The organism is Paenibacillus lautus (assembly GCF_050482385.1).
Taxonomy (GTDB): domain Bacteria; phylum Bacillota; class Bacilli; order Paenibacillales; family Paenibacillaceae; genus Paenibacillus_AQ; species Paenibacillus_AQ lautus_B.
Map to the genome: position 1 here is coordinate 109,262 of NZ_JBCNHV010000013.1, position 24,774 is coordinate 134,035.

Sequence of the window (24,774 nt, forward strand, 5' to 3'; positions counted from 1 at the left end):
AGTTAATTCGATCCTGCGGCAATGTTCTGGCTGATGGCGGCCACGCCTTTGCGCTCCACGAAGCCCCAGCCCTCATCATTGTCAAAATATTTGAATGTCCCCGCAATGTTAATGTACAGCAGCAAATTTCGATAGGTTAACAGCTCCGCTTGGCTGAACAAGAACATCTTCACATAATCGGAGAACGTATACGTACTGCCATATTTACGGCATAAGTACAGGGCGATGATGATCTGTGCGGCATTCAGCAGCACGCTCATCAGCAGGAAGATGATCGCATGCAGGATGTTCCCGCCAACGATCAGCGTCTGCCCCAGATAAAATATCGTCGTAAACGCCGAGAGCGTCCCCAGCATAAACCCGTCAATCGCAAAGAACAGACTCACGCTAACGCTGAATTTCTGGGACAGCCTGGACCAATAGATGAGGATGCAGTCAATAAACGCCTTCTGCCAGCGAATGCGCTGCTTATAGAAGTTGGGGAGATTCTCCGGACATTCGGTGTAACATACCGCTTCGGGGGCGTAGACGAGTTTTTTCTTCAATTGATTGGCTTTGATGTACTCGTGGATTTTCAGCGTAATGTCGATATCCTCCCCCACCGTGCTGCGGAATCCGTTAACATGAACGAGAACGTCTTTATAGAAGGCACCAAAAGCGCCTGAAATCACTACGATCGAATTAAAATACGATTGCGTGAGTTTGCGGACGTAGAAGCCGTGCGTATAATTGATGATCTGGCTCTTGATGAGCCCTTTTCCGCGAAACTTCTCCATAATGGCACCGTTCTTGTCCCGCACGGCACCCTGTACAATTTTGACGGTACCGCCCAGCGCAATGATCTCGTCATCGTGAAAGTATTGATTCACATACTTGAGCGAGTCGGCTTCCAGCATGCTGTCCGCATCCAGGGTGATCACGATATCGGAGGCGGCATAATCGATGCCCGCATTCAGCGAGTCGGCTTTTCCGCCATTCACCTTGTCGATAACGTAAATATGGCGGTATCGATTGGAACGATAGAATCCTTTTATCGGCTTATAAGTCAGTTTACTGTCTGCCATCCTGGCATCCGGCTCCAAATCCAGGAGTTCGTCAAGCGCGGATAACGTCCCATCCTTGGAGCCGTCGTTGATGATCATGATTTCATAGTTGCTGTAATGCAAGCCGGTCATGGCATCGATGCAATTCCGAATCGTCAGCTCCTCGTTGTAAGCGGGGACGAGCACAGAGATTGATTTTTCGACGAGATCGGGATTCAGCTTCTTCACCTTGCTGCATAGCAGCGGGATGAACGTATACAGGGTTTGAAACACAAGGAATACGCCGGCTAATCCATAAAAAAAGTACTGCAAACTCCTCACTCCTCTCTTCTCTGTCTCTCTTTGTAATGAAGACCAGTATGGTGCGCCTACTCTATTGGACTCGGATTAGGTATGCGCTTTTTCTATAACAAGCAATGTCAAGGGATAAAATTCAGGTATAAAGGGATAATATCATCCCATTTAAAACCTTTCATTCCATATAAACCCATATGACACCCTATGTAATAAACTATCGTAATTGGCTCCTAAATGTAAAACCGCTCTATGGAGCAAGAAAACGAATACATAGATGCTTTTCAAGAGCAGTCTCTGTTTTGGTTCAACTTTCTATATTTTAGAAGGCTAAAGCGATTTGGCACGGAAATCTATATCTGACAAAAGCCATAACCAAGTTGAGCCTAAGCTCGCATGGTTATGGCTTGTATACCTGTGGTTATCTGAGGTACTACATAAAGTCATAGAAGTAACGGATGAAATGAAAAAAGATCGGGGAGGTATAGGTCAGGCTGTCGACCCGGCTCAGATAGCTTTTCTTCAAGGCATCGAATCGCCCGTCATCCCCGATTAATAAATCGCGCTTCAGCACCGAAACCGTCAAGCTGCCGAAGAAGCCGGCGAGGCTGATGAGCATGCCGGACAGAAGGCCAAACGTCGGGCTGAGCGGCGTCAGATAGGGATAGATAAGATAGGAGCTTGCGGTGGTAATGATAAACGCGCAGGCAAAGCCTTCCCAAGTCAGATTTGGATTGGAGGTCGGCACGATTCTTCGTCTGCCAAAATAGAGGGAGGCGAGCGTGTGCACCACATCGTTCAGCTGCGTTAAGACGACGAGAAACAGCACGAGCCCTGCTCCATACTGGGGCGTGGCAAACTGGAAATAGGCCAGGTGGCTGAGACCGAACACCATAAGCATCAGGCCCCATTGGGTCGAGCTGACGCTGCGCATAAATCCGACAGTGCCTTTATTGATCAACCGCGGAAGCGGCAGCACCAGGAATACATAGATCGGAATGAACACGATAAACATCCCGTACCACTCGATATAGATCCAATAGAATTGAACGGGTATGGTTAAATACGCCCACAGAAATAAACGGCGATCGGCCTTCCGTGTTTTGATCATCGAGAAATATTCTTTGAGCGTAAAGAAGGTCAGCACCATAAGGGATAGCAGGGAAACCACCGGATTCAGAAGCGTTGCCAAGCAGAAGATGACCAGCATGCCCCACCAGGTTTTGATGCGAAATCCGACTTCGGTATAGTCGATATTCGGCTGCGTCTTGCTCATCACGTAATAGAGAAGCTGGATGACCGATAAGACGGAGAATATCAGGATTATAGTTAAAAGCGAGCTGTCCATATGCCTATCATCACCAACTTGTAAGGGTATCATTCTTTGTTCTACTAAAGGAATCATATGTTATTATGAAGGAATAATTCAATATGGATAAGGGGAAATTTCGTGAATGGTAGACGATCACTCGGTCTTTGTACTGCTTACCAATACCGGAACGCTCTTTACGAAAGTCATTCAGGGCTATACAAGAGCACCTTACAACCACGCTTCGATATCCTTTAACCGGGAGCTGTCGGAGTTATATAGCTTCGGGAGAAAGAATCCCAACAATCCCTTGAACGGCGGGTTCGTGAAGGAGGATTTGAAGACGGGAACGTTCAGCAAATATCCCAACACGACGTGCGTCATCTATGAGCTACAGGTATCGGAACGCGACATCGCGAAAATGAAGCGGGTGCTGCAGGCTTTTATCCGAAAGGACAAAAAGTATTTTTATAATATATTGGGCGTCCTGGGCATCGCGCTAAAGGAACCGATCGAATTCAGCAATTCCTATTTCTGTTCGCAATTCGTGGCGGAGATTCTACATCGGTCCGGAGTCAGGCTATGGGATAAGCTGCCCGCCTTGGTGACGCCGGATGATTTTCGCCAAAGCGAGCGCCTGCAACTGATCTATGAAGGGAAACTGAGTGAGTATGAGCCCTAGATACAACTTCGCGTGCAGGTTTCGGCAGCCGATTTGCTGTAACATATTTTGCAGGTGGCGGCGATGACCATCACGACTCCAGCTCGACAGGCAGCCCGTTCTAATTGAATCCCAAATAACCCCGGTTTGCCTGTCCAGGCGAATGCGGGGTTTTCTGTAATGTAAGTGCTCAAAATGAGACACCCGCCGATCTTGTTAGGGGTTAGGCAATAAATGCTGGCTAATCAGCGAGTGTTGCTATAAAATGGAGTTGAAAATGAAATTGGGTTTCATCTAATGAAACAATAATCGTCGTTGTCTGGATTTCGCTTATATCTTGGATGGGAGCGTGGTTTAGGATGAACAGCAAGGAACGGTTTTCGAATCGCGTCGATTCGTACACGAAGTATCGCCCGAGTTATCCCCAAGAGGTCATGGATTATCTGTATGATACGGTAGGATTGGACGGCGAGATTGCCGATGTTGGCGCCGGGACGGGGATATTCACGAAGCTGTTGCTGAAGCGGGGGAGCCGCGTAACTGCCGTGGAACCCAATCAGGCGATGCGGGAAGCTGCCGAGTCGGACCTTGGGGGCAAGCCCGGTTTTCGAATGGTCTCGGGTTCAGCCGAAGTGACGGGACTACCTGATCAATCGGTGGATCATATCGTGAGCGCCCAGGCTTTTCATTGGTTTGACCGTGACGCCGCCCAAACGGAGTTCCGGCGGATCCTGAGACCGGGCGGGAAGGTTGCCCTGATATGGAATTCCAGGCTCACGCAGGGAACGCCATTCCTGGAAGCGTATGAGCAGCTGCTCCTTACCTATGGCACCGATTATAAAGAAGTGGATCAGAAGAACATTGCGCACGAAACGCTGGCTGCTTTTTTCCGGGCGGGGGACATGAAGGAGGCGGAATTCTTCAATCGGCAGACGTTTGATTATGAGGGATTATGCGGCCGTTTGCACTCGTCCTCTTACGCTCCGCTGTCAGGGCATCCGAACTACGAACCAATGATGAACGAACTGCGCACGATATATGAACGGAATGAGCAGGATGGCTGCGTGTTTTTTGATTATGAGACGAAGGTGTACTGGGGAGAGGTTTAGGCAGACCTTCTTGATCGATTTCGCTGTTTGCAGAATAATAGAGTACTGGCTTTAATAATGGAACGGGAGGTACAGCAGCATGAACAAAACAGATCGGATGCTGGCTATCGTGCTTGAGCTGCAGCAGCGAAAGGTTGTGCGGGCTGAAGATTTGGCATCCATATACGAGACGAGCGTCCGGACCATCTACCGGGATATTCAGGCCCTTAGCGAAGCGGGCGTACCTGTGATGGGAGCCCCCGGGCAAGGATACTCGTTAATGGAAGGGTATTTTCTGCCGCCGGTCATGTTCACGGCGGAGGAAGCCGTGGCGCTGCTCATTGGAACGGATTTCGTCGAACAACGCTTTGACGCAGGATATGGTTTGAAGGCTCAGGCTTCCCGTAAAAAGCTAGAGTCTATTCTGCCGGAGCCTGTCCGCGCAGATGCCTCGCGGGTTCGAAAGACCATGCGGCTGCTGACTACCGGTAACCAGGCAACTTCAGGAGAAGAGAAGGATTATGTGGAAATGGTTCGCCGAGCCATACTGGAAGGGCGTAAGGTGGAATTCCATTATGTGAAGAAAATGCCCGATTCCAGAGGTGATCGGAAGAGCATTCGCTCGGCAGCTCCTTATGGGCTGGTCTTTCTTCAAGGTTCATGGACATTAGTTGCCTGGTGTGATCTGCGGCAAGGCATCCGCCATTTTCGGCTGTCCCGCATGAAGGATCTGACGGTTCTTGAAGAGCGGTTTGAGATGCCGCCGGATTTTGACTTGGCCGACTATCGACCTCCGGATGATCGAAATCTGCAAGTTCGGATTCTGGCAAATCCCGATATTGCGGATCGAGTTAAGGAATCCGGTAATTATTACATGGAGACATTGGAAGAATGTGAGGACGGGCTGCTTGTGAGCCTTCGCGTTCGCCGGCCGGAGGAGATTATTCAGTGGGTGCTCGGCTGGGGATCCAATGTCGTCGTCCTTGAGCCGGAATCCTTCCGTGATCAGATCCGTGATGAAGCGGAAAAGATGTTAAAACGCTACTGACATGACGTTGTCAGTAGCGTTTTTGTATATTCGGTACAAAGACGATTTAAGGGAGTGGTAGATATGAATACAACGGAAGCATTGCAGCGGTTCGAAGAGACGGTGCAGGTTTATCTACAGGAGCTGGATGGTTTCAGCATGGAGGAATTAAAGTACAGACAGGCAGAGGACGAGTGGTCGATCGGGCAAATGTATCAGCACTTGATTCAATCCGCGTTATACATGCATCTGCAAAATATTGAGTTATGTTTAAACCCGATTGGGGATGCAGCAGCCCCTCCAGCGGGAAAAACGGAAGTAGGTATGGCAATATTCGAACAGGGAGGTTACCCTCCCATCCGCATTCAGGTTCCGCCGTCTCCCCAATATACGCCGGAGCAGCCTGCAACGAAAGAGCAATTGATTCAAGGTTTGGATACTGTCGTCCAACGAATGAGACAAACCGAGCCAATGCTTGGAGAGGCATCCCTGCTGCATACCGTCTCCCATCCGAGCTTCGGAGGATTGCATGCACAAGAGTGGTTTTTGCTCATCGAGATGCATTACAGGCATCATGTCCGGCAGCTCGACCGGTTGAAACAGGCTTTAGAGCAGCAGCGTGTATGATGGAACATCAGGTCGTGGAATATCAGGATGTGCTGGAGCAATTAGAAGAGCGGACTCGTTATTGGATTGGAGTGGTTTCCGAATCGCATGTGAAATTGGGGGTGGAAGGGGGATTTGCTCAGCTATGTCACGGTAAATCGGCATCACTGCGGCGTATGCGCGAAGGTGATTGGCTGATCTATTATTCCCCGCGCACCGGCTTGAAGTCTGGAGAGGCACTCCAAGCTTTTACAGCCATAGGCCAGGTTGTGAATGATCGAGTTTACGAGTATCATATGAGCGCATCATTCGTCCCCTTCCGGCGGGATATCCGGTATGTTCCCGGTCAGGAAGTCAAAATAGCCCGCCTGTTGGACCAGCTTAGCTTTACGCGAGGGAATCGGAATTGGGGGTATGCCTTCCGTTATGGGCATTTGGAGATCAAACGGGAGGATTTCCTAATGATTGCGGAGGCTATGCTCGGCGGTTCGGACCATATACAACCAAGAACGGTTAACTCGCTTTGACCGTTCTCATAAATACCTATTTTTGAACACTCCGTTTGAAAACGGCTCGTCCCGGGTACTGGTACACGAGTGAACAATGAGTTGAAAGGAGCGGATGACCGTGGAGGTACATGTCCGATCATTTTTCGTGAAGGATGATGGAGAGGTTCCCAATAATCCCGATCTGCCAGTCATTGTATACAATGGGGTGTTCGCGGATGACCCGAGCGGGCTGGAGACAGCCTTTAACCGGCATCACTGGAGCGGCAGCTGGTCAGGCGGTGTATACGATTACCATCATTATCACAGCAATACGCACGAAGTCCTGGGCGTGCGATCCGGAAGCGCGACCGTTCTTGTGGGCGGCGATGCAGGAGAACGGCTGGAGCTTGCCACCGGTGATGTGATTGTTTTGCCGGCAGGCACTGCGCATATGAAACTCACCAGTACCCCTGATTTTGAAGTGATTGGTGCCTATCCCGAAGGGAATACGCCAAATATGAGGGAGCGGAACCCGACGGATCGGGTGCAGGCGATCAACGAAATCCGAAGCGTGCCTGTCCCGGATATGGACCCTGTCTTTGGAGAGGAAGGGCCACTTCTGCATAAGTGGGTGAAATAACATAAAGATAGCCATTAGAAGCAACTCAAGAGCTCCCCGTCTGCTACAACAGATGGTGGAGCCTCTTGAGTTGCAAACAACAAATACGGGGTAAATCGGTAGATGCTTGATTACAGCGGCAAATCGCGTTTTCGAAATAAACCCGGAAATGCTTCGTGCCTTCTTCTCGTCATTACACAGCGAGGACACGAGAAAACAGACGCTGGAGATGGCAAATCTTCTACGGTGTCTGCGGAAAGGCTTAATTCTAAGTAACATAAGTATTGGCCAGCATAGGTTTCTAATATAGGGTATAGTTAATATAAAACGAATGGAGAATACGAAACGATGTCTACTTTGCCGAATTGCCCGAAATGTAATTCTGAATATACATATGAGGATGGGAACCTCTTGATTTGCCCGGAATGCGCTCATGAATGGACCCTGAAGTCCGAAGCGGAGCATGATGAAGATACGAAGGTCATCAAAGACGCGAACGGGAATGTTTTGGCCGACGGCGATTCCGTAACGGTAATTAAAGATCTTAAAGTAAAAGGCAGCTCCTCTGTATTGAAAATAGGCACGAAAGTGAAAAATATACGTTTGGTCGATGGCGATCACGATATCGATTGCAAAATCGACGGATTCGGGGCTATGAAATTGAAATCGGAATTTGTTAAAAAGATATAAGATGTGTTTATCCCATTTCATGGTGGATACACGGTAACAAAAACCCTCCATTAGCGGAGGGTTTTTCTCATTTAACCATGGCACGCCGATAGCATCTGGTGCGCAATATGCACAAATGAATCGCGCCAACGGACCCGTTCCCATGATTCCAATATGTTACAATGATAGGATGGAGTTGCTTCGAACAGGAGCTTCCCGCAATACGTGATGAAAGCAGGTGCAGCGTGGATATTATACTGTTTGTCGTCATTATTTTCGTAGCGTCCATCCTACAGACCAGCACCGGATTTGGGTTCTCTATCCTGGCTACGCCGTTTCTGCTGCTCTTATTCCAGCCTAACGAGGCCATTCAGATTAATTTGATTCTATCTCTTGTCATCTCGGCTGCTCTGATTGCGAGGATACGCAAGGATATCGACTATGGCATCCTCAAGCGATTGGTGATCGGAAGTGCGGCAGGTCTCCCTGTCGGTATCGTTATTTTTTCGCTTATCGATATCGGTTATCTGAAGTTAGGCGTTAGTCTGATCATTCTGGCACTAACCGTCATGCTGATGCTAAAATTCAGAATCCGCCAGAGCCATGGCAGGGATTTAACGGTAGGGGGGCTAGCAGGCTCTCTAACGACCAGCATTGGAATGCCGGGTCCGCCCCTGTTGTTATATTTCTCGGGGACCGACACGCAGAAGGCAAAGCTCAGAGGGACGACCCTCGCCTTCTATTTGTTCATCTATTCCCTGAGTTTGATCATTCAGGTCATCGTGGCGGGAACGAGCAAGACGGTCTGGGTATCGAGTGGAATTGCACTTCCCTTGGTATTTGTCGGGCTGTTGATCGGCCAGCGTCTATTCAACGTCATTAACCAGCGCGTATTCCAGATATTCACTTATATTATTTTAATCTTTACGGGTGTGTATATGCTCATCGAGAGTCTGTAAAGACGCCAAAGAGCTAAGCGGCGACGGATTATTTCCCGGTTGGTTCCAACAGCGTCTCCGCGAGCAGAGGAAACAGATTATCAAAAGCATGCGTATTCCCATCAAACACATACCCTCCCGGATAAGCGGGATCTTGGCCTCGGAATTGGATCATTCGATCATGCAGCTGCCGGGCCCAAGGGAGGTCATTCGTTTTCAACGCCAGGATAATAGCCAGGCCGTAGACGGCAGGTGACTCATACGCCGCGTTGGGCTTTCGTGTCTTCCGGTTGTAGCGGCCTGCCAGCTGCTGATTCTGCTGGAATTCTCCCTTGAGGAATTGTATGAGCTCCTTCGGCGGCTGATCCATCTCCGCCAGATGGATGCCAACGATCAGCTGATCGATCAGATTAACCGATGCGTCGTACTTATATTGACCGGAGCCGATCTGATAGGTTTTGGGATAGAAGACGCCGTCAGAAGGCATTTGGGAGAGCAGATCCTGATACTGTTCATACTCCTGGCGGGACAGGATTCCGTTATTCTGCATTTCGTACAGTGCCGAAATGTCCGCGTAGACCAGGCTTAACACGGCTGCCGATTCATTCCGTTCAAAATCATGATAATTCGCGAAATATCCTTGAGTTTGAGCCGAGGCTTGCAATGTGGTGCCGATCTCCTTCGCCAATCGAAGGTATTTATCGTCGCCCCAGCGCTTGAACGCCTTCAACAGGGCATCGAGAATTCGAAGATCATCACCCAGCGCATTGGTGGTTACCTCGGATTCACCGTCCGGTCTGAGTTTCCAACGGATATAGGGTTCCTGCTCCTGATGGAGAAAATAGGTGGTGAGAAGCTGGACGCTATCGTCGAACCGCGATCGATTGTCGGATAAAACGGCGTACTGCATCCAAAGCCCAAGTGACTCGGATAACGCCTCTCTTCCGGCAACGATGTCCGGGTGTTTGGAGGAAGCGGGTTTGAGATAGGTAGCAATGGTACCATTATCGTTGGTCATATGTTCTTCAATGAACGCTGCTGTCACGTCGGGGTTCTCCTTGCTTTGGATGATAGAGTAGGCTATGAAGACGATGCCGGTTAGAGCAAGAGCGACGATGATAGCAAGAATGGTTTTCTTGCGAGTGGCAATCCAGTTTGTCATAGGTCACCTCGAACATACTATTCTACGCTTGCGTTCCTAAAGCCTTTAAGAAGTCCCGGGGACGAATAAATATAGCTTCTCGGATCCATCGTTCGTTTATCCATTAAAAAGGCCGTACTCCGATGTCTGAAGTTACAGAACAACGAAGGACGGCCTTTTCTTAAACCTTTAGAGACCTATCATCCTTATCTCACCAAAACACTCCCGCTAAATACGGCCTGTCTCTTGAGAAAGTACGTCGATAGACGTCGTCTTTCTTAAAGCTATAATCTGGCTAGTGCAAACTGACGATAGTGAGCCCTTGATCCTGCAGGTGCTTAATAATCTTTGGCAAGGCATCCACAACTGCTTGAGATTCATGCAGGAGGATGATGGAGCCGGAAGCTTCGATGTGCTGGACATAATCGAGGATTTTATCCTCGTCGCGGGTCAGCCAATCCTCGGGATCCCGGTTCCAGAGCACCATTTTACTGCCTTGCTGTTGGCTTAACGCCTTGGTCCGATCGTCAAAGGCACCGTAGGGCGGACGGAAGAGTACCAGCTTATCGTTTGTAATAGGCTCGATAAGGTCGGCCACGCGGGTCAACTCAACCTGCTGCTGTTCATAGGTAAGGCTTGTCAACTGGCTATGGGTCATGGAATGACTGCCGACGGAGTATCCGTTCGCATAAATGGCCCTGACATAGTCAGGATGTTTTTTCACATTGGTGCCAACAAAGAAGAACGTTCCGCCAACCTCGTGTTTTTTCAAGACGTTCATAATATCGATGGAGTGCTTGGATGGCCCATCATCGAATGTAAGGGCTACATAACCTTTGGGCAGACCGAACGAGATGAACTCCTCCAGCTCCAGCTGTGGAATGGAAGCAGAAGAGGGTTCGATATCCTTCGGTTTGCCCTCCGCTGTGTTCTCCGCTGAGACTGCCAAGGTTTTCCCGATGAGTGCGCTTCGGTTCTCGGCAAGCAATTGGATGACGGTCTCTGCTTCCGCCGTGGCCGTTGCTGCAGGTTGTGGCCGAATGTAACCGGGATACGAGTAATTAAATGAACTTAATAATACAACAAAAACCAAGCTCATCATGATGGCGCTTACCAGCTTAAGCGGAAGATGGCGCCGTTTCCTTGCGAAATGATTGGTCTTGATGTCCTCTTCGGCTTGCAACCCCTCGGGTTGATCTGCTTCGGATCGATGTGTGGACAGGAAGGGCAGCGTATGCAAGTCATCTACAAGTCGGATCTTCTTGATGGACTCTAATTCGTTCCTGAAAGGAACGGAGCAGGCAAATGAAAACCGCTCACTATGATCACGATATGTACGCGTAATGGAACCTATGTATTGCTGTTTGTTGGCATCCCATGCGGTATGTAAGGATAATCGGTATTTATGAACCCCGTCGAACGCCGCCACGGTTGCTATATTCGCTATGGTCTCGTTATCGGTTAACCATATTAGCTCCGCCGATTCTATAAGGGATAGCTTGATTCGTAGACCGAATGCTTCGGTATCCCTCTCGATCGCCAGCAGCTCTATGATTTTCCCATAAGATTCTGACATGATGGCCCCCCTTTCTCTAGCTGTTATGCGGGTATGATTATTCCGATGGTGTATTGGAAGCCGTGGTTTTCGGTGAGAAGGAGAAGGACATCTTCTCGGTAAAATCATTGATGGTCTGCATCAGCTTGGCTTTATCATCCAGGATATTCTGGTATTGCTCTGCGTACTTCTGATTGGCAATCTCCAGCTCCCGAACCTTCTCTTCAAGCGAGTTGATCTTGAGCATGCTCTGATATTGCGTATTGTTAGACTCCTCATAGAGCTTGTTGTACTTGGCGGTTTCGGTTTCCAACTGGTTGGAGAGCTTCTCGTACGCCAGGTTCGATGTTAGCTGGTATTCCTTGTAATCCTCGAGCAGCTGGTCGTAGGTCATCTGTTTGTTAGTTAGCACGTTCTCGAGTTCTCGGATTTCCTTGTTCTTCTCCTGAACCAGTTGATCTCTCTTGATCTGCTCATGCTTATAGCGGTTAATCGTCTCGTTGGCGGTAAAGAGCTGATCCTCCAGGCCCCTATTCTTATAGGTCAGAAGCTGCCGTTCCTTCAGCATGTTCTCGATCGAAACAATGACATCGAGGCCGATCTTGTCCTGGTTATCCTTCGAGAATAGATGTTTGTTTCCTTCTGCAGCGGGCAGTTCAGGCTCCGCGGAATAAGCTGCATCTTCTTCTGCCGTTACGGCAAGATCCTCTTGTTCGGCACTGTTCTTCTCGGGCTGGTTCTGATTCGAGCGGGCACTCTTAAACCACGCCATTCCTTTTTTCTCTGTTTCCCTGGCCAAAATATCAACTCCTATATATTCAATGATTCTAGTATGAATTAGGCTAAAAGACCCCTATTAATAGTAATCGGTAAAATCGTCCCAAAAACTTTGCCCTTCACCCCGTGAAAATAAAAAAAAGCCCCCGCGGTGGGGCAGGGGCTTTTTAGCGGGCTAATTTTCCGGTTTATACGGGTTTTCAACTCGCCTATATTCATGAATTGAAACGAACATGATGCTTCAACTCATTCATTCTTCTTCAAGGTCAACTCCGGGGCGATCACGTCGACCCGATTCGTCCAAATCCCGCCGCTGTAGTCGTCTGGCAGTCTTTCCAAATCCGCTACGGAGTCAAAGCCCTCCGACCAGCCGCCGTCCCCGGCGACGAGGATGACGCGCGTATTAATGCTGTCCATCCGGTTCAGGAATTTATCCGGCCATCCCCACAAGTAGCGGGCGTATTTTTCCGGTATATGCAGCTGGGTGTTGCGGCAAACCGATGGAAGGTAGCCGCTCCAGCCGGCTCCGGCGTAGGATACGAGACAGCTCTTCAGCGTATCCTTCGACATAACACGCAGGGATGGAAGCTGCGATTTTAATGCCCGGATCGGCTCATCGTCTCCGTAAACGGTCAGCTGGCTGAGACGCTTCACCGGCAGTCCGGACAGGTACTCTGCCAGTAGTTTCCCCTCTTCAGGGTCGGTGCTTTTGATATGGATCAGGAATGAGCCGTCAGGGAATGCCTCGAGTACCTCGGCTAACGACGGAATCAGCCCGACTCCCTTTCCCCGAAAAGGATAAGTCGCTCCCTGATCGGCCGTATAGCCATATCCGATGTCTATGTTTTTTAGCTGCTCCATGGTATAATCCTTGACCGAGCCCTCCACGTTAGTACGGCATTCCAGGGTCCAGTCATGGAACACGGCAAACTGGCCGTCCTTGGTTGGTTTGATATCCAGTTCCACGATATCGGCGCCTGCTTCGAATGCGGCTTTCATGGACGGAATGGTGTTCTCCAGGTAAGCATGCTCCGGCACATAGATGCGGGAGGCGGTGCAAGTATCGGCTTGAATGCCTTCCATCGAGAAGGTCTGGCCAAGCCCGCGATGCGCCAGCAGCAGTGGCTCTATGTCACGGTCTTTGGTGAACAGGGATGTATTATTTACAAACAGAAACACAAACAACACGAGAACAAACAGTATGATGTTCTTCCATCTTTTTAGTTTTCGCATGATCCAATCCCCCAAAATCGTATACAATATGCAGTAGTAGATTATATTTATCTCTATCTCTATCTAAGTTCTCTTTTTAAGAATCCTTCTTTCATACATCTTAGTGATTTTGGGCGCATACTCAATAGCTGGACCATAACAATTGCATAATAGCGAACTGATAAACACATTGAGCAGCATAATATGAACGGGAGGGAGCATGATGGACAAATCCTCCTTTTTGATGGTGGAGCGGGGGAACCCCTATGAGCGTGGAGACGTTATAGCTTTGACCAAACCCATAACGGTGCTTGGCCGCAAGGGCCAGCATTTTGATCCGGACATCGCGTTTGATAACATATTTGTGTCCCGGCAGCATGCAGCGCTGCTGTATCGAAACGGAAAGTTCAGCATTAAGGATTTGAACAGCAAACATGGAACTTTCGTCAATCAGGAACGGCTGGCTCCCCACGATGAGATTTCCCTTCAGCATGGAGATACCATAGTACTCGCTGGAGATCTGATCGTGCTGTCCTTCTCCATCCTCAGCATGGATGAGACGATGGACATTACACCGCTCATCAAACAGCTGGCAGCGGTCGAGGCCTCAGGCGGACTTAGGCTGAATCCTTTCAAGCAGGAGCTGGTATACGGCGAGGATGTGTGCGCTTTTTCGGAAAAAGAGTACAAATGCATGGAACTGCTAGTCAACCACCAAGGCCAGTTTGTGTCCAAGGATCAGCTCAAGGTATACATTTGGCCCGAGCGGAGCTATGGAACGGATGAAGTGCCCGATGTGAGCTCCGAGGAGCTGAATGCGCTGATTTACCGGGTGCGCAAGAAGACGCGAGGCATCCTGGACATTGAAAGCATCCGGGGAAAAGGTTATATTTTGCAGACACAAGAAGAATAAGGATGAATGAACAAGCACTTCCGAAAGCCCGGGAGGGCTTGTTTTGTTAAGATAGCGAATCGACAATCAGAAAGGGATGAGCATGGAATAGCGGTTGCTGAATACGAGGATACATACGGAGCTTTATTGAAAGCGCTTTATTTTATCTAATGCGGGACGGCTTGCTCTACGAAAGAAACCGCGTCAGGACTGCGTTTTCAAAATAATGACATGATCCTTTTAAAAGTTGTCAACAATATTCTTGACGAAACCCGCTTTTCCTTTCGTTGAGCCTTTTGCCGGGCTGACTTAACATAGAGATGTCAGATGAAAGCGACACAACAACATTCCGTTTTATTTTCAAATATGACTAGGAGGTCTATACGATGTCCAACGAGACAAATACAAACGCTTCCAAAGGCATTCGCGTAAGGGTACAGCAGCTCGGCCGTCTCCTTAGCGGCATGGTGATGCCGAATATCGGGGCGTTCATCGCTTGGGGTCTGATTACGGCTCTGTTCATCCCGACCGGCTGGTTCCCTAACGAGAAGCTCGGGGAATTGGTTGGCCCGATGATCACGTATCTGCTCCCGCTCTTGATCGGTTACACGGGCGGACAGATGATTCATGGCAAACGCGGTGCGGTTATCGGTGCGGTTGCTACGGTCGGCGTCATTGTCGGAGCGGATATCCCGATGTTCCTCGGCGCCATGATTGTCGGTCCGATTGCAGCTTGGGTATTGAAGCAATTCGACAAGCTGATTGACGGCAAAATCAAATCCGGCTTCGAAATGCTGGTCAACAACTTCTCGCTCGGTATTATCGGGGGCGCGCTGACCCTGGTGGCTTACACCGGAATCGGGCCGCTGGTACAGGGTATTACCCACGCACTGTCAGCCGGTGTTGACGTACTGGTCAATGCCAACCTGCTGCCGCTCGTTAACATTATCATTGAGCCGGCGAAGGTGCTGTTCCTTAACAATGCAATCAACCACGGGATTTTCAGTCCAATCGCAACAGAGGAATCGGCACGTATCGGTCAATCTGTTCTGTATATGCTGGAATCCAATCCGGGTCCTGGTCTCGGGATTCTGCTTGCCTACTGGATCTTCGGACGCGGCTCTGCCAAATCTTCCGCGCCGGGCGCGGTTGTGATTCACTTCCTGGGCGGTATTCATGAGATTTACTTCCCATACATTCTGATGAAGCCAGTTCTGATTCTGGCCGCGATTGCTGGCGGTGTTGCCGGAACCTTCACCTTCCAGATCTTTGGAGCCGGATTGGTAGGCCCCGCGTCCCCGGGCAGTATCTTTGCTTTCATCGCTATGGCGCCTAAGGGCGGCCTGATTCCTGTGCTGGCTGGTGTTCTTGCCGCAGCGGTTGTATCCTTTGCGGTAGCGGCATTGCTGCTCAAAACGGGTAAGCAAACAGAAGAAGAGCCGAATCTCGAAGAAGCATCCGCCAAAATGAAGGAAATGAAAACCGGCGGCATGAACGACCAAGTGGCTCCTGCTTCTGCGGCTGTTGCCAATCTGGACAAAGACAATGTGAACAAAATCGTGTTTGCTTGCGATGCCGGCATGGGCTCCAGCGCAATGGGCGCTTCAGTGCTTAGAAAGAAACTGCAGCAAGCGGGTGTCAACATTACCGTTGTGAACTCGGCTGTAAGTGAAATACCGGATGACGCGGATATCGTCATCACCCAGAAGACACTCACCGAGCGGGCCATCGCCAAGAATCCGAATGCGGAGCATATCTCCATCGACAACTTCTTGAAGAGTCCGAGATATGATGAGCTGGTGGAACGACTCAAAGACTAACATAAGCCTAAAACCATATGACACGCTGGCGTAGTAACGCCGGCGTTGTCTTTCATTTCATGAAGAAGGGGGCCATGCGTCTGGGACACATCACTGCCCGCCAGCGACAAATCCTTCTGCTCCTGTTGAGCAGGAACGAGGGCATGACGGCTGCAGAAATAGCCGCTGAGGTCGGGGTCAGCGTCAGGACGGTTCACCGGGAATTGGAGGAGATTGAGAAGGAACTGCAGGGTACGGGCGTTCTTCTTCATAAAAAGTCGGGAACGGGCATCCGGCTGGAAGGAGAGACGACTGAGGGTATCGCCCAGCTGCGGAAACGCCTGCTTGAGGGTAAGCCGGCCGATTATTCCGTGGAAGAGCGCAAAATCCTCATGTTATGTGCTTTGCTTGAGGCTGATGAACCCATCAAACTGTTTGCCCTGGCTCACAGTCTGAAGGTGACAGTGCCTACCGTCAGCAATGATCTGGATGAGTTGGAGCCCTTAATGAAGAGGTTCAAGCTTAACCTTATCCGCCGCAGAGGTTACGGTATCGAGATTGAAGGCTCGGAAGGCGTAAGGCGATCGGCGATTTGTCGGCTTGTCGAGGAATATCTGGATTATTCAGATCTTGTCGGGGATGGATATCGTGATCAAAGCGAGCCGGTGACCGCCCGTTTACTGTCCATGATCGATAAACCGGTGCTGCTGGATGTAGAGAAATGTTTATGGGATATGAACTGGGATTGGACGGAGAGCCTTAGCGAAGGTGCATATACTGCGATGCTCATAGCGTTATCGGTTTCCGTAAACAGGATCAAGCAGGGACGGAGCATAGAGACAGCGGATATGACGGGATATGGTCAATCCTCGGCGTCAGAGGAGGAGGCAAAGGATTTCGCGAGTCGCCTAGGCCAAACCTTAAAGATTGATTTTCACGATCCTGAAATGAAATATATAGCTCAGTTATTCGAATCAGCGAAAGACATGTCCGAGGTCAGCGAACTGGCTCACACGGACGTGGAGATGGTGGAGATCGCCCAGCGTCTGATCGAACGGGTTCAGGGGCGTACCGGCATTCCGTTCCAGGAAGACCGCACGCTGCGGGCAGGTCTGGTGGAGCACATCGGGGCTGCCATGAAACGGATTCGGGAAGGGACCCGGATCCGTAATCCCTTGCTGAGCCCGATTCGGAAGGATTATGAGGAGCTGTTCGGAATCGTCCGTCGTTCGGTCGATGAAATGAAGCTGGACATAACCGTCCCGGATGAAGAAATCGGGTTTCTGGTTATGCATTTCGGTGCATCCAGCGAACGGCTGAACCAGCTGGGACATCATCTGAAAGCCATTCTGGTATGTTCCAGCGGCCTTAGCTCCTCGAGGCTTCTCGGGACACGACTGAATAAGGAGATGCCGCAGATTGAGGTGCTCGGCAACGTCTCGTGGTATGAAGCGGCCCGGATACCGAAGGAGCAATATGATCTCATCATATCGACCATTGATCTTCCGCTGTCGAAGGATCGGTATGTGAGATTAAGTCCGCTGCTCACGGCGGATGATAAAGAGGCCTTGCTGCAATTTATCCAGAGCACATCATTGAAGCCGGCCGCAGGCATGGCTGGCGATAAGCGAATCGAGGAAGAGCGTAAGGTCGCATCATTCGAGCGTCTGCGCATGCAGGCTGCCCTGATGAACGAGATTGTATCGCTTCTGGATGGCTTTCATGTGTACCACCTGGATAATCGGCAGGATGATTTGCAGGGCACCTTGAGCGAAGCCTTGGTTAGGGTGGTTGAGCGCGGGGCTGTCCGTGATGCGGAGAAGGTGAAGGAGCGTTTGCTTGAGCGCGAACGAATGGGCACCCAGCTCATTCCAGACACGACGCTGGCCTTGTTCCATACGCGCAGCCGCTATATTACCTGGCCGTCTCTAACCTTGTTCCGGCTGGCGCATGCAGCGCCGCTGGAGGACGGGGCGGAGGCGGGTGTCATACTGCTGATGCTGGCGCCGAAGCAGCTTCCGAAGGAGAGCTTGGAGGTGCTCAGTGAAATCAGCGCCATGCTGCTTCACTCCGAGCTGATTGAGCTGATGGAGCGGGGCAGCGAGGAAGAAATCCGCTCCTATTTGGCGGAAGAGCTTCAGCATTTTTTCAATCACAGACCATAGAAAGAGGGAGACCAACATGAGTAACATACTGTCCAAAGATAAAGTCGTACTGAACGCAAAGGCTGACAGCAAGAGCGAAGCCATCCGCATGGCGGGGAATCTGCTTGTGCAGGCAGGCCATGTATCCGAGGATTACGTGGATAAAATGCTGGAACGCGAAGAGATTGCGTCCACTTATATGGGCGGAGGACTCGCGATTCCCCACGGCACCAAAGAGGCTAAAGGCATGGTGATTTCCACGGGCTTGTCCATCGTCCGCTTCCCGGAAGGCGTAGATTTCGGAGGAGATGAGCCGGCGTTTATTGTCATTGGTATCGCGGCTGCCGGTGGTGACCACATGGAGATTCTGACGAATGTGGCCATGATCTTCACGGATGACGAGAGCATTGAGAAGGTCATGAACGCTTCCAGTGAAGAGGAGATTCTGGCGATCTTCGAAGGAGGAATGGGCGCATGAAAGCAGTCCATTTCGGAGCAGGCAACATCGGGCGCGGTTTTATAGGGCTCTTGCTGTCACAAGCCGGTTATGAGGTTTGTTTTATCGACGTGAACGAAGAGTTGGTATCGGAGCTGAAAGCACGCGGGGAGTATCCCGTAACCTTGGCCAGCGAAGGACAGGAGACCACGATCGTTAAAGGCATCACGGCACTGAGCAGCGCCTTGGAGCCTGAAGCTGCCGCACGTGCAGTAGCGGAAGCGGATCTCGTGACAACAGCGGTAGGTGTGAACATTCTGAAGTTCATCGCCGGCACCATTGCCGAGGGGCTGAAGCTTCGGCTGCAAGTGGAGTCTGCTGCACCTCTTCATATTATTGCATGCGAGAATGCTATCGGTGGCAGCACGCAGCTGAAAGAGCATGTCTACGGGAAGCTTGATGACGAGACGAAGCAGAAGGCCGATCAGCGCGTGGCATTCCCGGATGCGGCCGTAGACCGGATTGTGCCGCTGCAGCAGCATGAGGACCGTCTGAAGGTCGTGGTGGAGCCGTTCTATGAGTGGGCGGTGGACCGCTCCCAGATGTTTAAGGACTATGTCCCTGTGGAAGGCATTCACTATGTGGATCGCCTGGAGCCGTATATTGAACGCAAGCTGTTCACGGTGAATACCGGACACTGCTCGGCAGCATATGTAGGCTTTCTGAAAGGCTACGAGACCATTCAGGATGCCATGAAGGATGAAGAGGTAGCGAGTCATGTCCGCGCTGTACTCGAGGAGACGGGGGCTGCGCTCGTGCATAAACACGGCTTCAATCCTTCCGAGCATGGAGCCTATATCGATACCATCCTGGAGCGGTTCCGTAACCCGGCGCTGACCGATGAGGTGTCCCGCGTAGGCCGCTCCCCGATCCGGAAACTGTCCCCGGGCGACCGCCTGGTGTCGCCAGCCATGCTGGCATTCGAAAGAGGGCTTGCGTATAAGAGCTTGGCGAAATCCATGGCAGCGGCCCTGATGTTCGATGTTCCGGAAGATCCGGAAAGCGTGGAGCTGCAAGCATCCGTTCGGGATATCGGTGCAAGCGACACGGCCTCCCAATATACCGGCATTGCCGGTGAGCATCCGATTATGGGCGAGCTGATGGAGCAGTATGAAGCATTGAAGGCTGATATCGAAGCGAGTTCGTAAGGTATTGGAAATGAATCCAATAGCAGGCGGATGGAGGTTCCGATAGGCCACGGCATTCCATCTATTTTATATAGCCCCTGGTTCTCCTTGCGGAGAAATCAGGGGCTATATGCATAAGGAGGAGACCGTGCTCTCTTATCTCGCGTACTTCAGAATACGGTTCGCTTCCTTTAGGGGGTTGCCGGGGCTGCAATGTACATTTTCTTTTCGGCGTGTTCTACGGGGGATACAACGATCCTCATTTGTTCAAAATAATCCTTCATGTATAGCTGTCCAAGTGGTTCAATCTTGGTAGTGGCAATCCTGCCATTGGATTTAAATTCCAAATATTCCATCCATCGATTTTCAGAAAGTTTTCGCTTATTTTCGAAATAAAGAGTACACTAGAAGTAAGAAATTAAAAAGTGGATGTGATGAACATGGCAGAAGAACTGATCTTGACCCAGGAGGGCTATGATAAACTCCAGGAAGAACTTGATGACCTCAAGTATGTAAAACGCAAAGAGTTAGCGGAACGGATCAAGCTCGCGATCAGCTATGGTGACTTGAAGGAGAACAGCGAGTACCACTCGGCCAAGAACGACCAAGCGTTTATGGAAACGCGCATCATCATCCTGGAAAAAACACTCAACAATGCCCGGATTGTCGACGCCAAGCATGTAAGCTCGAAAACGGTGAATGTTGGTTCGAATGTCGTCCTGAACGACATCGAGTTTGCAGAGAAGCTTGAATATCAGGTCGTAGGACCGGCAGAAGCCGACGTATTGAACAATAAAGTCTCCTATGAGAGTCCGCTTGGCAAAGCATTGATGGGCAAAGCGGTTGGCGATCAAGTCAACGTGGAAGCGCCGATGGGTATCGTCAAGTATGAGCTGCTGGAGATCAAAGCCCTGTAATCGCAGAGAGATCAACGAATATATAAATCAAAGGCGTAACCGGAAGCACGATGTCCGGTTACGCCTTTTCAACATGGTTCGTGCCTCTTATATGGCAGGCGAGAGTTTCATATCTAATGGAGCAGATCAAGCATTAGCCGTTACGGCCTTGCGCTCATACATATAGCAGGCTGCACCCAGAATGAAGGCTAGTCCCACCAGTCCAGCGCCCACCCAAGGCAGGGCGGTTAAGCTTAGATGCGTAATGACCAAACCTCCGATAAAGGCCCCCGCTGCATTTCCGAGATTGCCCGCAGAGTGGGTTGCCGTGGAGGCTAGCGCTGGAGCGGATTGGGCAAGACTCATTACGCGCACCTGCATGCCCGGCATGACGGCGAAAGAGGCAGCTCCCCACAGCACGATGGTCAGCACGGCCGTGACCGGGTTATGGATGGTCACGGTGAGAATAGTAAGAATGACGGCCGTCGCAAAGTAAACGCCCAGAATGGAGGGCAGCAGCTTCCAGTCGGCCAGCCTTCCGCCCACGATATTACCGGCGGTTACGCCGATACCGAACAGGATCAGAATCCAGGTGACGCTTGGTTCGGCAAAGCCGGTGATCTCAATCAGCAGCGGCGCAATATAAGTGAAGACGGCGAACAGGCCAGCGTTGCCAAGCGCCCCGATCAGCAGGAATAGAAGGAGTTGTGGTCTAATGAGTGCTGTAATTTGCTGAACGATGCTTGAAGCTTGTTCCTGCCGTAGCTTCGGAATGAAAATCAGGATGCCAATCAATGCCAATACCCCCATAACGGCAATCGCGGCAAATGAAGCACGCCAGCCCATCGTCTGGCCGATGAAGGTGCCAATCGGAACCCCGATGATATTGGCTATCGTTAATCCGGCCATCATGATGGACACCGCCCCGGCACGCTTGTCCGGTCGCACCAGGTTCGAAGCGATGACGGCTCCTACACCGAAGAAAGTCCCGTGCGTCAGCGCGGTCAGCATTCGGGCACCCATCAGAACGGCATAGCTCGGAGCGAAGACCGAAATGCCGTTACCCAGAATAAACAGGCCCATAAGCAGCAGGAGCAGCTTTTTCTGCGGTATTTGGTGGGTTAGAACGGTTAGAATAGGGGCTCCTACAGCTACCCCGAGGGCGTACATCGTAATGAGCTGCCCGGCCGAGGCAATGCTGACATTCAGATCATCCGCAACATTGGGGAGTATTCCCATGATGACGAATTCCGTCATGCCAATAGCAAAAGCACCAACGGTGAGGGACAGTATAGAGATAGGAAAGGGCTCTTTGGCGCCCTTTTTCCCAGTGGCGTGTTGCGATATATCCATGGTGTTCAAGTCAACCTTTCTGCTGTGTAAGTTAAAGATATAATCCCAATCTCCATTATCGGTTTTAAAAGAGGGACTGTTACATATTATTTATCGTTGACGGTTGATAATCAAGAACTTTATTTTTTGGAAAAATGGACACGCTGATAAGGTAATGATTCTACTAGGAGTACGGGAGCTTGCCCGCTATGTAACGGCTTGAGAGCGCCCTGAGGGCACTCTCCTCACGACCGGGAGGATTTTGGGGGGCATCTATCGGCCCCTTGTGGATCCATCCTTTCGAGTTAAGGGGTTCAGAAACAGGTGAACGACTCGATGCTTCTTAAGTCAAGCCCTGAATATACCCACATTCTTCCCGTCCATCGGAAGCCGGCAACCGAGGTGCGGCCAACAAAAGTCGGGTAAAACCAGAAGCCGGGTCCATGTGTCGGCCAAATATAGGTATTTCTGAACAAACAGCCCCTGATCGCCCCAGGATCAACTGCGAAGGTACTGGTCACAGGCTGTTGGGGGACAGATGTTGGAGGCGGGGATGAGGGCCCTTGCTGCGGTCCCTGGGGTCCTTGCGGCGGCATAAATGCCATAATGGATTCACTCCTTAATCGGGTTATTAGGTTTGGAAGTGCGCGGGAGGCTGCCGAATAACAATGTGAGCAGAGCCCTTCTTCTAGATGTAAAGCAAGGTGATGACAAGCAATTCGAAGAGGACAAGTGGCAGGATGACATTGTTATAGTAACTGGGACCGAAGCCGCGCTGGTTTCCGTATCCGGGCATGCTCAAGTACAGAATCCCTTTCTCGCAATGCATGATGGTCCCTTCAAAAACATCGCCGTCGAGCGTTTCGACGCGAACCAGTTGATTCGCATGCTGCTTGCATAGATGGTGAATATGATCGCGAACCGATTTGATGCTGTGCCTCATGCTGGGTTCAGCTTGATATAAGGTTTGTTCCTGGTGTCCGGGATATTGAATGCTCATATAAAAAAGACCCCCATCGTTATTAGTCATACCTAGTTCCATCCTATGCAGATGCCTAGAGAAGGGTGCTGAGGGGTGCTCATGAATTCCCGCATGGGCAAATAAGCAGTTTAGTGATACGATTTAGATCAATATATGAATTGAGGAAGTGAGCGTTAGTCGTGATCAATATAACCATACCCAAGGTGGACGTTACCATTACCAAGCAGGCTGCTCCGGAGTTGAGCCACATTTACGGATTTACGGATTTTCACCTGATTCCAAGAGATCGGGGCGGGATCTTCATGTTCTACAACAGCAAGGAGGAACTCCTGTTTGTTGGTAAAGCAAGAAAGCTAAGACCTCGGATCAAGAAGCATTTTGAAGATAGCGTCTCTCCGATCAAGGAGCATCGGAATGAGGTTACAAGAATCGAGGTCTGCGTCATTGAAGACGCTGTTCATAGAGAGATCTATGAGACTTACATCATTAATGAATTCAAGTCTAAATATAATGTAGACAAGGTGTTCTTTAAGTAAGGAATACGAAGGATCAAATGACAAGAAGCAATAGACGTGGCCGGAGTAAAGACCCGCGTTTATTGCTTTTTTGGTATTGTGATAAAAAATCAAAATAAATTTAAATATTCCTTTACAGGAATATTCCTGTCGTGGTATATTGTAATCATGAAGTACGGCACACCATTAAATCAGCAAAAAAGAGGTGATGATGGTGGCATGGACAGAGAGAACAGACAATACCGTACACGCAATAGCAGCGGGTCTGTACCAGTCATCACAACAAGATGGAACTAACAACATTTAACGCTTTAGCCGAACCGAACCGTTTTCGTATTGTGGATCTCCTGCTGAAGGGGCCTTTAACGGTAGGGGAAATCGCTGAACGTCTTGACATTCGGCAGCCACAAGCCTCCAAGCATCTGAAGGTGCTTCTGGAAGCCGGGCTGGTAGAGGTAAGGGCGGAGGCGAACCGGCGGAACTACATGTTGCGGTCGGAGCCGTTTGTAGAACTGGACCATTGGCTCCATAATTACCGAAGCATATGGAACGAGCGCTTCGACAACTTGGATAACTACTTGGAGAAACTGCAATTGGAAGGAAAAGATAAGAAGCAGGATTAACACCTAATATGAGGAGGAACAGATCATGACAAACCAAATGATTACGCGGGTTGAAGGGGAAGTACTTGTATTGGAACGTGTGTTTAACGCACCTAGGGAGCTGGTATACAAGGTGTTTACGGATGGAGAGCATTTGAAGCAGTGGTGGGGGCCTCGCGGATGGGAGGTTACTGTATCCAAGATGGATTTCCGTCCGGGCGGCTCGTGGCATTACTGCATGAAGTGTTTGGATAAGAATCAGGGGGATTTCTACGGCATGGAATCCTGGGGTAAATCGGTCTACCAAGAAATTGAGGAGCCTGAGAAAATTGTCTACATCGACTATTTCTCGGATGCAGAAGGCAATATTGCGAAGGGAATGCCCGCAACAACGGTTACAATGTCATTCGAGGAGCAGGATGGAAAGACCAAGCTGATCAGCCGGGCAGTGTACGATTCTCCGGAGGCTCTCAAAACCGTGCTGGATATGGGAATGGAAGAAGGCATTACCCAAACTTGGGATCGCCTGGAGGAATACTTGGCAGCAAAGCAATAAGCCTCC

25 protein-coding genes are annotated in these 24,774 nt (G+C 50.2%); 17 read left to right on the top strand and 8 right to left on the bottom strand.

Annotation, left to right across the window (positions count from 1 at the left end; translation table 11 throughout):
- Nucleotides 1–2: 2 nt before the first annotated feature.
- A complete protein-coding gene (locus ABEW73_RS17085; protein ID WP_430166470.1) occupies nt 3–1,355 on the bottom strand; it encodes a glycosyltransferase family 2 protein in 1,353 nt (450 codons plus the stop codon).
- 415 nt (nt 1,356–1,770) lie between these two features.
- The gene (locus ABEW73_RS17090) at nt 1,771–2,685 is read right to left on the bottom strand and encodes a phosphatidate cytidylyltransferase (protein ID WP_430166472.1); all 915 of its coding nucleotides are present in this window, start codon (nt 2,683–2,685) and stop codon (nt 1,771–1,773) included.
- 106 nt (nt 2,686–2,791) lie between these two features.
- Here ABEW73_RS17090 and ABEW73_RS17095 point away from each other — a divergent pair, with 106 nt between their 5' ends.
- From ABEW73_RS17095 to ABEW73_RS17130, 8 genes are all read left to right on the top strand, one after another.
- On the top strand, nt 2,792–3,328 hold the full coding sequence (locus ABEW73_RS17095) for a hypothetical protein (protein WP_430166474.1): 537 nt from the start codon (nt 2,792–2,794) through the stop codon (nt 3,326–3,328).
- 338 nt (nt 3,329–3,666) lie between these two features.
- Nucleotides 3,667–4,416 carry a class I SAM-dependent methyltransferase gene (locus tag ABEW73_RS17100; RefSeq protein WP_430166476.1) on the top strand — a complete coding sequence of 250 codons (750 nt, stop codon included), beginning with the start codon at nt 3,667–3,669 and terminating at the stop codon, nt 4,414–4,416.
- Between the two features lie 79 nt (nt 4,417–4,495).
- A complete protein-coding gene (locus ABEW73_RS17105; RefSeq protein WP_430166478.1) occupies nt 4,496–5,443 on the top strand; it encodes a helix-turn-helix transcriptional regulator in 948 nt (315 codons plus the stop codon).
- Nucleotides 5,444–5,506: 63 nt separating this feature from the next.
- Entirely contained in the window at nt 5,507–6,049 is a 543-nt protein-coding gene (locus ABEW73_RS17110; RefSeq protein WP_430166479.1) for a DinB family protein, read from the top strand.
- Nucleotides 6,049–6,555 (top strand): EVE domain-containing protein, encoded by a 507-nt coding sequence (locus ABEW73_RS17115; protein ID WP_430166898.1) that lies wholly within the window; start codon nt 6,049–6,051, stop codon nt 6,553–6,555. Before ABEW73_RS17110 ends, ABEW73_RS17115 begins: the two co-directional genes overlap by 1 nt.
- Before the next feature lie 100 nt (nt 6,556–6,655).
- Nucleotides 6,656–7,156 carry a cupin domain-containing protein gene (locus ABEW73_RS17120; RefSeq protein ID WP_430166481.1) on the top strand — a complete coding sequence of 167 codons (501 nt, stop codon included), beginning with the start codon at nt 6,656–6,658 and terminating at the stop codon, nt 7,154–7,156.
- Nucleotides 7,157–7,483: 327 nt separating this feature from the next.
- On the top strand, nt 7,484–7,825 hold the full coding sequence (locus tag ABEW73_RS17125; protein WP_430166483.1) for a zinc ribbon domain-containing protein YjdM: 342 nt from the start codon (nt 7,484–7,486) through the stop codon (nt 7,823–7,825).
- Between the two features lie 224 nt (nt 7,826–8,049).
- Nucleotides 8,050–8,763 (top strand): sulfite exporter TauE/SafE family protein, encoded by a 714-nt coding sequence (locus ABEW73_RS17130; RefSeq protein WP_430166485.1) that lies wholly within the window; start codon nt 8,050–8,052, stop codon nt 8,761–8,763.
- Between the two features lie 28 nt (nt 8,764–8,791).
- Here the strand turns inward: ABEW73_RS17130 and ABEW73_RS17135 are convergent, their stop codons facing one another.
- The 4 genes from ABEW73_RS17135 to ABEW73_RS17150 form a co-directional block, all read right to left on the bottom strand.
- The gene (locus tag ABEW73_RS17135; RefSeq protein WP_430166487.1) at nt 8,792–9,904 is read right to left on the bottom strand and encodes a glycosyl hydrolase family 8; all 1,113 of its coding nucleotides are present in this window, start codon (nt 9,902–9,904) and stop codon (nt 8,792–8,794) included.
- Between the two features lie 274 nt (nt 9,905–10,178).
- The gene (locus ABEW73_RS17140) at nt 10,179–11,459 is read right to left on the bottom strand and encodes a polysaccharide deacetylase family protein (protein ID WP_430166489.1); all 1,281 of its coding nucleotides are present in this window, start codon (nt 11,457–11,459) and stop codon (nt 10,179–10,181) included.
- Between the two features lie 37 nt (nt 11,460–11,496).
- Nucleotides 11,497–12,237, bottom strand: a complete 741-nt coding sequence (locus tag ABEW73_RS17145) for a hypothetical protein (protein WP_430166491.1) — start codon at nt 12,235–12,237, stop codon at nt 11,497–11,499.
- A gap of 224 nt (nt 12,238–12,461) precedes the next feature.
- Entirely contained in the window at nt 12,462–13,448 is a 987-nt protein-coding gene (locus tag ABEW73_RS17150; RefSeq protein ID WP_430166493.1) for a glycerophosphodiester phosphodiesterase family protein, read from the bottom strand.
- A 202-nt stretch (nt 13,449–13,650) separates the two neighbouring features.
- On the opposite strand from ABEW73_RS17150, the gene ABEW73_RS17155 reads away from it, so the two are divergent.
- The 6 genes from ABEW73_RS17155 to greA all read left to right on the top strand — a co-directional run bounded on the left by ABEW73_RS17155 (nt 13,651) and on the right by greA (nt 20,802).
- Nucleotides 13,651–14,340 carry an FHA domain-containing protein gene (locus ABEW73_RS17155; RefSeq protein WP_076323719.1) on the top strand — a complete coding sequence of 230 codons (690 nt, stop codon included), beginning with the start codon at nt 13,651–13,653 and terminating at the stop codon, nt 14,338–14,340.
- A gap of 365 nt (nt 14,341–14,705) precedes the next feature.
- Nucleotides 14,706–16,139 (top strand): PTS mannitol transporter subunit IICB, encoded by a 1,434-nt coding sequence (locus ABEW73_RS17160; RefSeq protein ID WP_430166495.1) that lies wholly within the window; start codon nt 14,706–14,708, stop codon nt 16,137–16,139.
- A gap of 74 nt (nt 16,140–16,213) precedes the next feature.
- A complete protein-coding gene (locus ABEW73_RS17165) occupies nt 16,214–18,283 on the top strand; it encodes a BglG family transcription antiterminator (protein WP_430166497.1) in 2,070 nt (689 codons plus the stop codon).
- 16 nt (nt 18,284–18,299) lie between these two features.
- On the top strand, nt 18,300–18,740 hold the full coding sequence (locus tag ABEW73_RS17170; RefSeq protein WP_071220559.1) for a PTS sugar transporter subunit IIA: 441 nt from the start codon (nt 18,300–18,302) through the stop codon (nt 18,738–18,740).
- Nucleotides 18,737–19,906 (top strand): mannitol-1-phosphate 5-dehydrogenase, encoded by a 1,170-nt coding sequence (locus tag ABEW73_RS17175; protein WP_430166499.1) that lies wholly within the window; start codon nt 18,737–18,739, stop codon nt 19,904–19,906. Before ABEW73_RS17170 ends, ABEW73_RS17175 begins: the two co-directional genes overlap by 4 nt.
- Before the next feature lie 419 nt (nt 19,907–20,325).
- A complete protein-coding gene (gene greA / locus ABEW73_RS17180; RefSeq protein WP_076323724.1) occupies nt 20,326–20,802 on the top strand; it encodes a transcription elongation factor GreA in 477 nt (158 codons plus the stop codon).
- A 126-nt stretch (nt 20,803–20,928) separates the two neighbouring features.
- Here greA and ABEW73_RS17185 read toward each other — a convergent pair whose 3' ends face one another.
- Nucleotides 20,929–22,134, bottom strand: coding sequence for an MFS transporter (locus ABEW73_RS17185; RefSeq protein WP_076323725.1), 1,206 nt, complete (start codon nt 22,132–22,134; stop codon nt 20,929–20,931).
- A 667-nt stretch (nt 22,135–22,801) separates the two neighbouring features.
- Complete coding sequence (locus tag ABEW73_RS17190; protein WP_430166501.1) at nt 22,802–23,113, bottom strand: hypothetical protein; 312 nt, start codon at nt 23,111–23,113, stop codon at nt 22,802–22,804.
- A gap of 161 nt (nt 23,114–23,274) precedes the next feature.
- On the opposite strand from ABEW73_RS17190, the gene ABEW73_RS17195 reads away from it, so the two are divergent.
- The 3 genes from ABEW73_RS17195 (at nt 23,275) to ABEW73_RS17205 (ending at nt 24,768) form a co-directional block, all read left to right on the top strand.
- Nucleotides 23,275–23,631, top strand: a complete 357-nt coding sequence (locus ABEW73_RS17195; RefSeq protein WP_430166503.1) for a nucleotide excision repair endonuclease — start codon at nt 23,275–23,277, stop codon at nt 23,629–23,631.
- A gap of 266 nt (nt 23,632–23,897) precedes the next feature.
- On the top strand, nt 23,898–24,233 hold the full coding sequence (locus tag ABEW73_RS17200; protein WP_430166505.1) for an ArsR/SmtB family transcription factor: 336 nt from the start codon (nt 23,898–23,900) through the stop codon (nt 24,231–24,233).
- A gap of 25 nt (nt 24,234–24,258) precedes the next feature.
- The gene (locus tag ABEW73_RS17205; protein WP_430166507.1) at nt 24,259–24,768 is read left to right on the top strand and encodes an SRPBCC domain-containing protein; all 510 of its coding nucleotides are present in this window, start codon (nt 24,259–24,261) and stop codon (nt 24,766–24,768) included.
- Nucleotides 24,769–24,774: the final 6 nt, after the last annotated feature.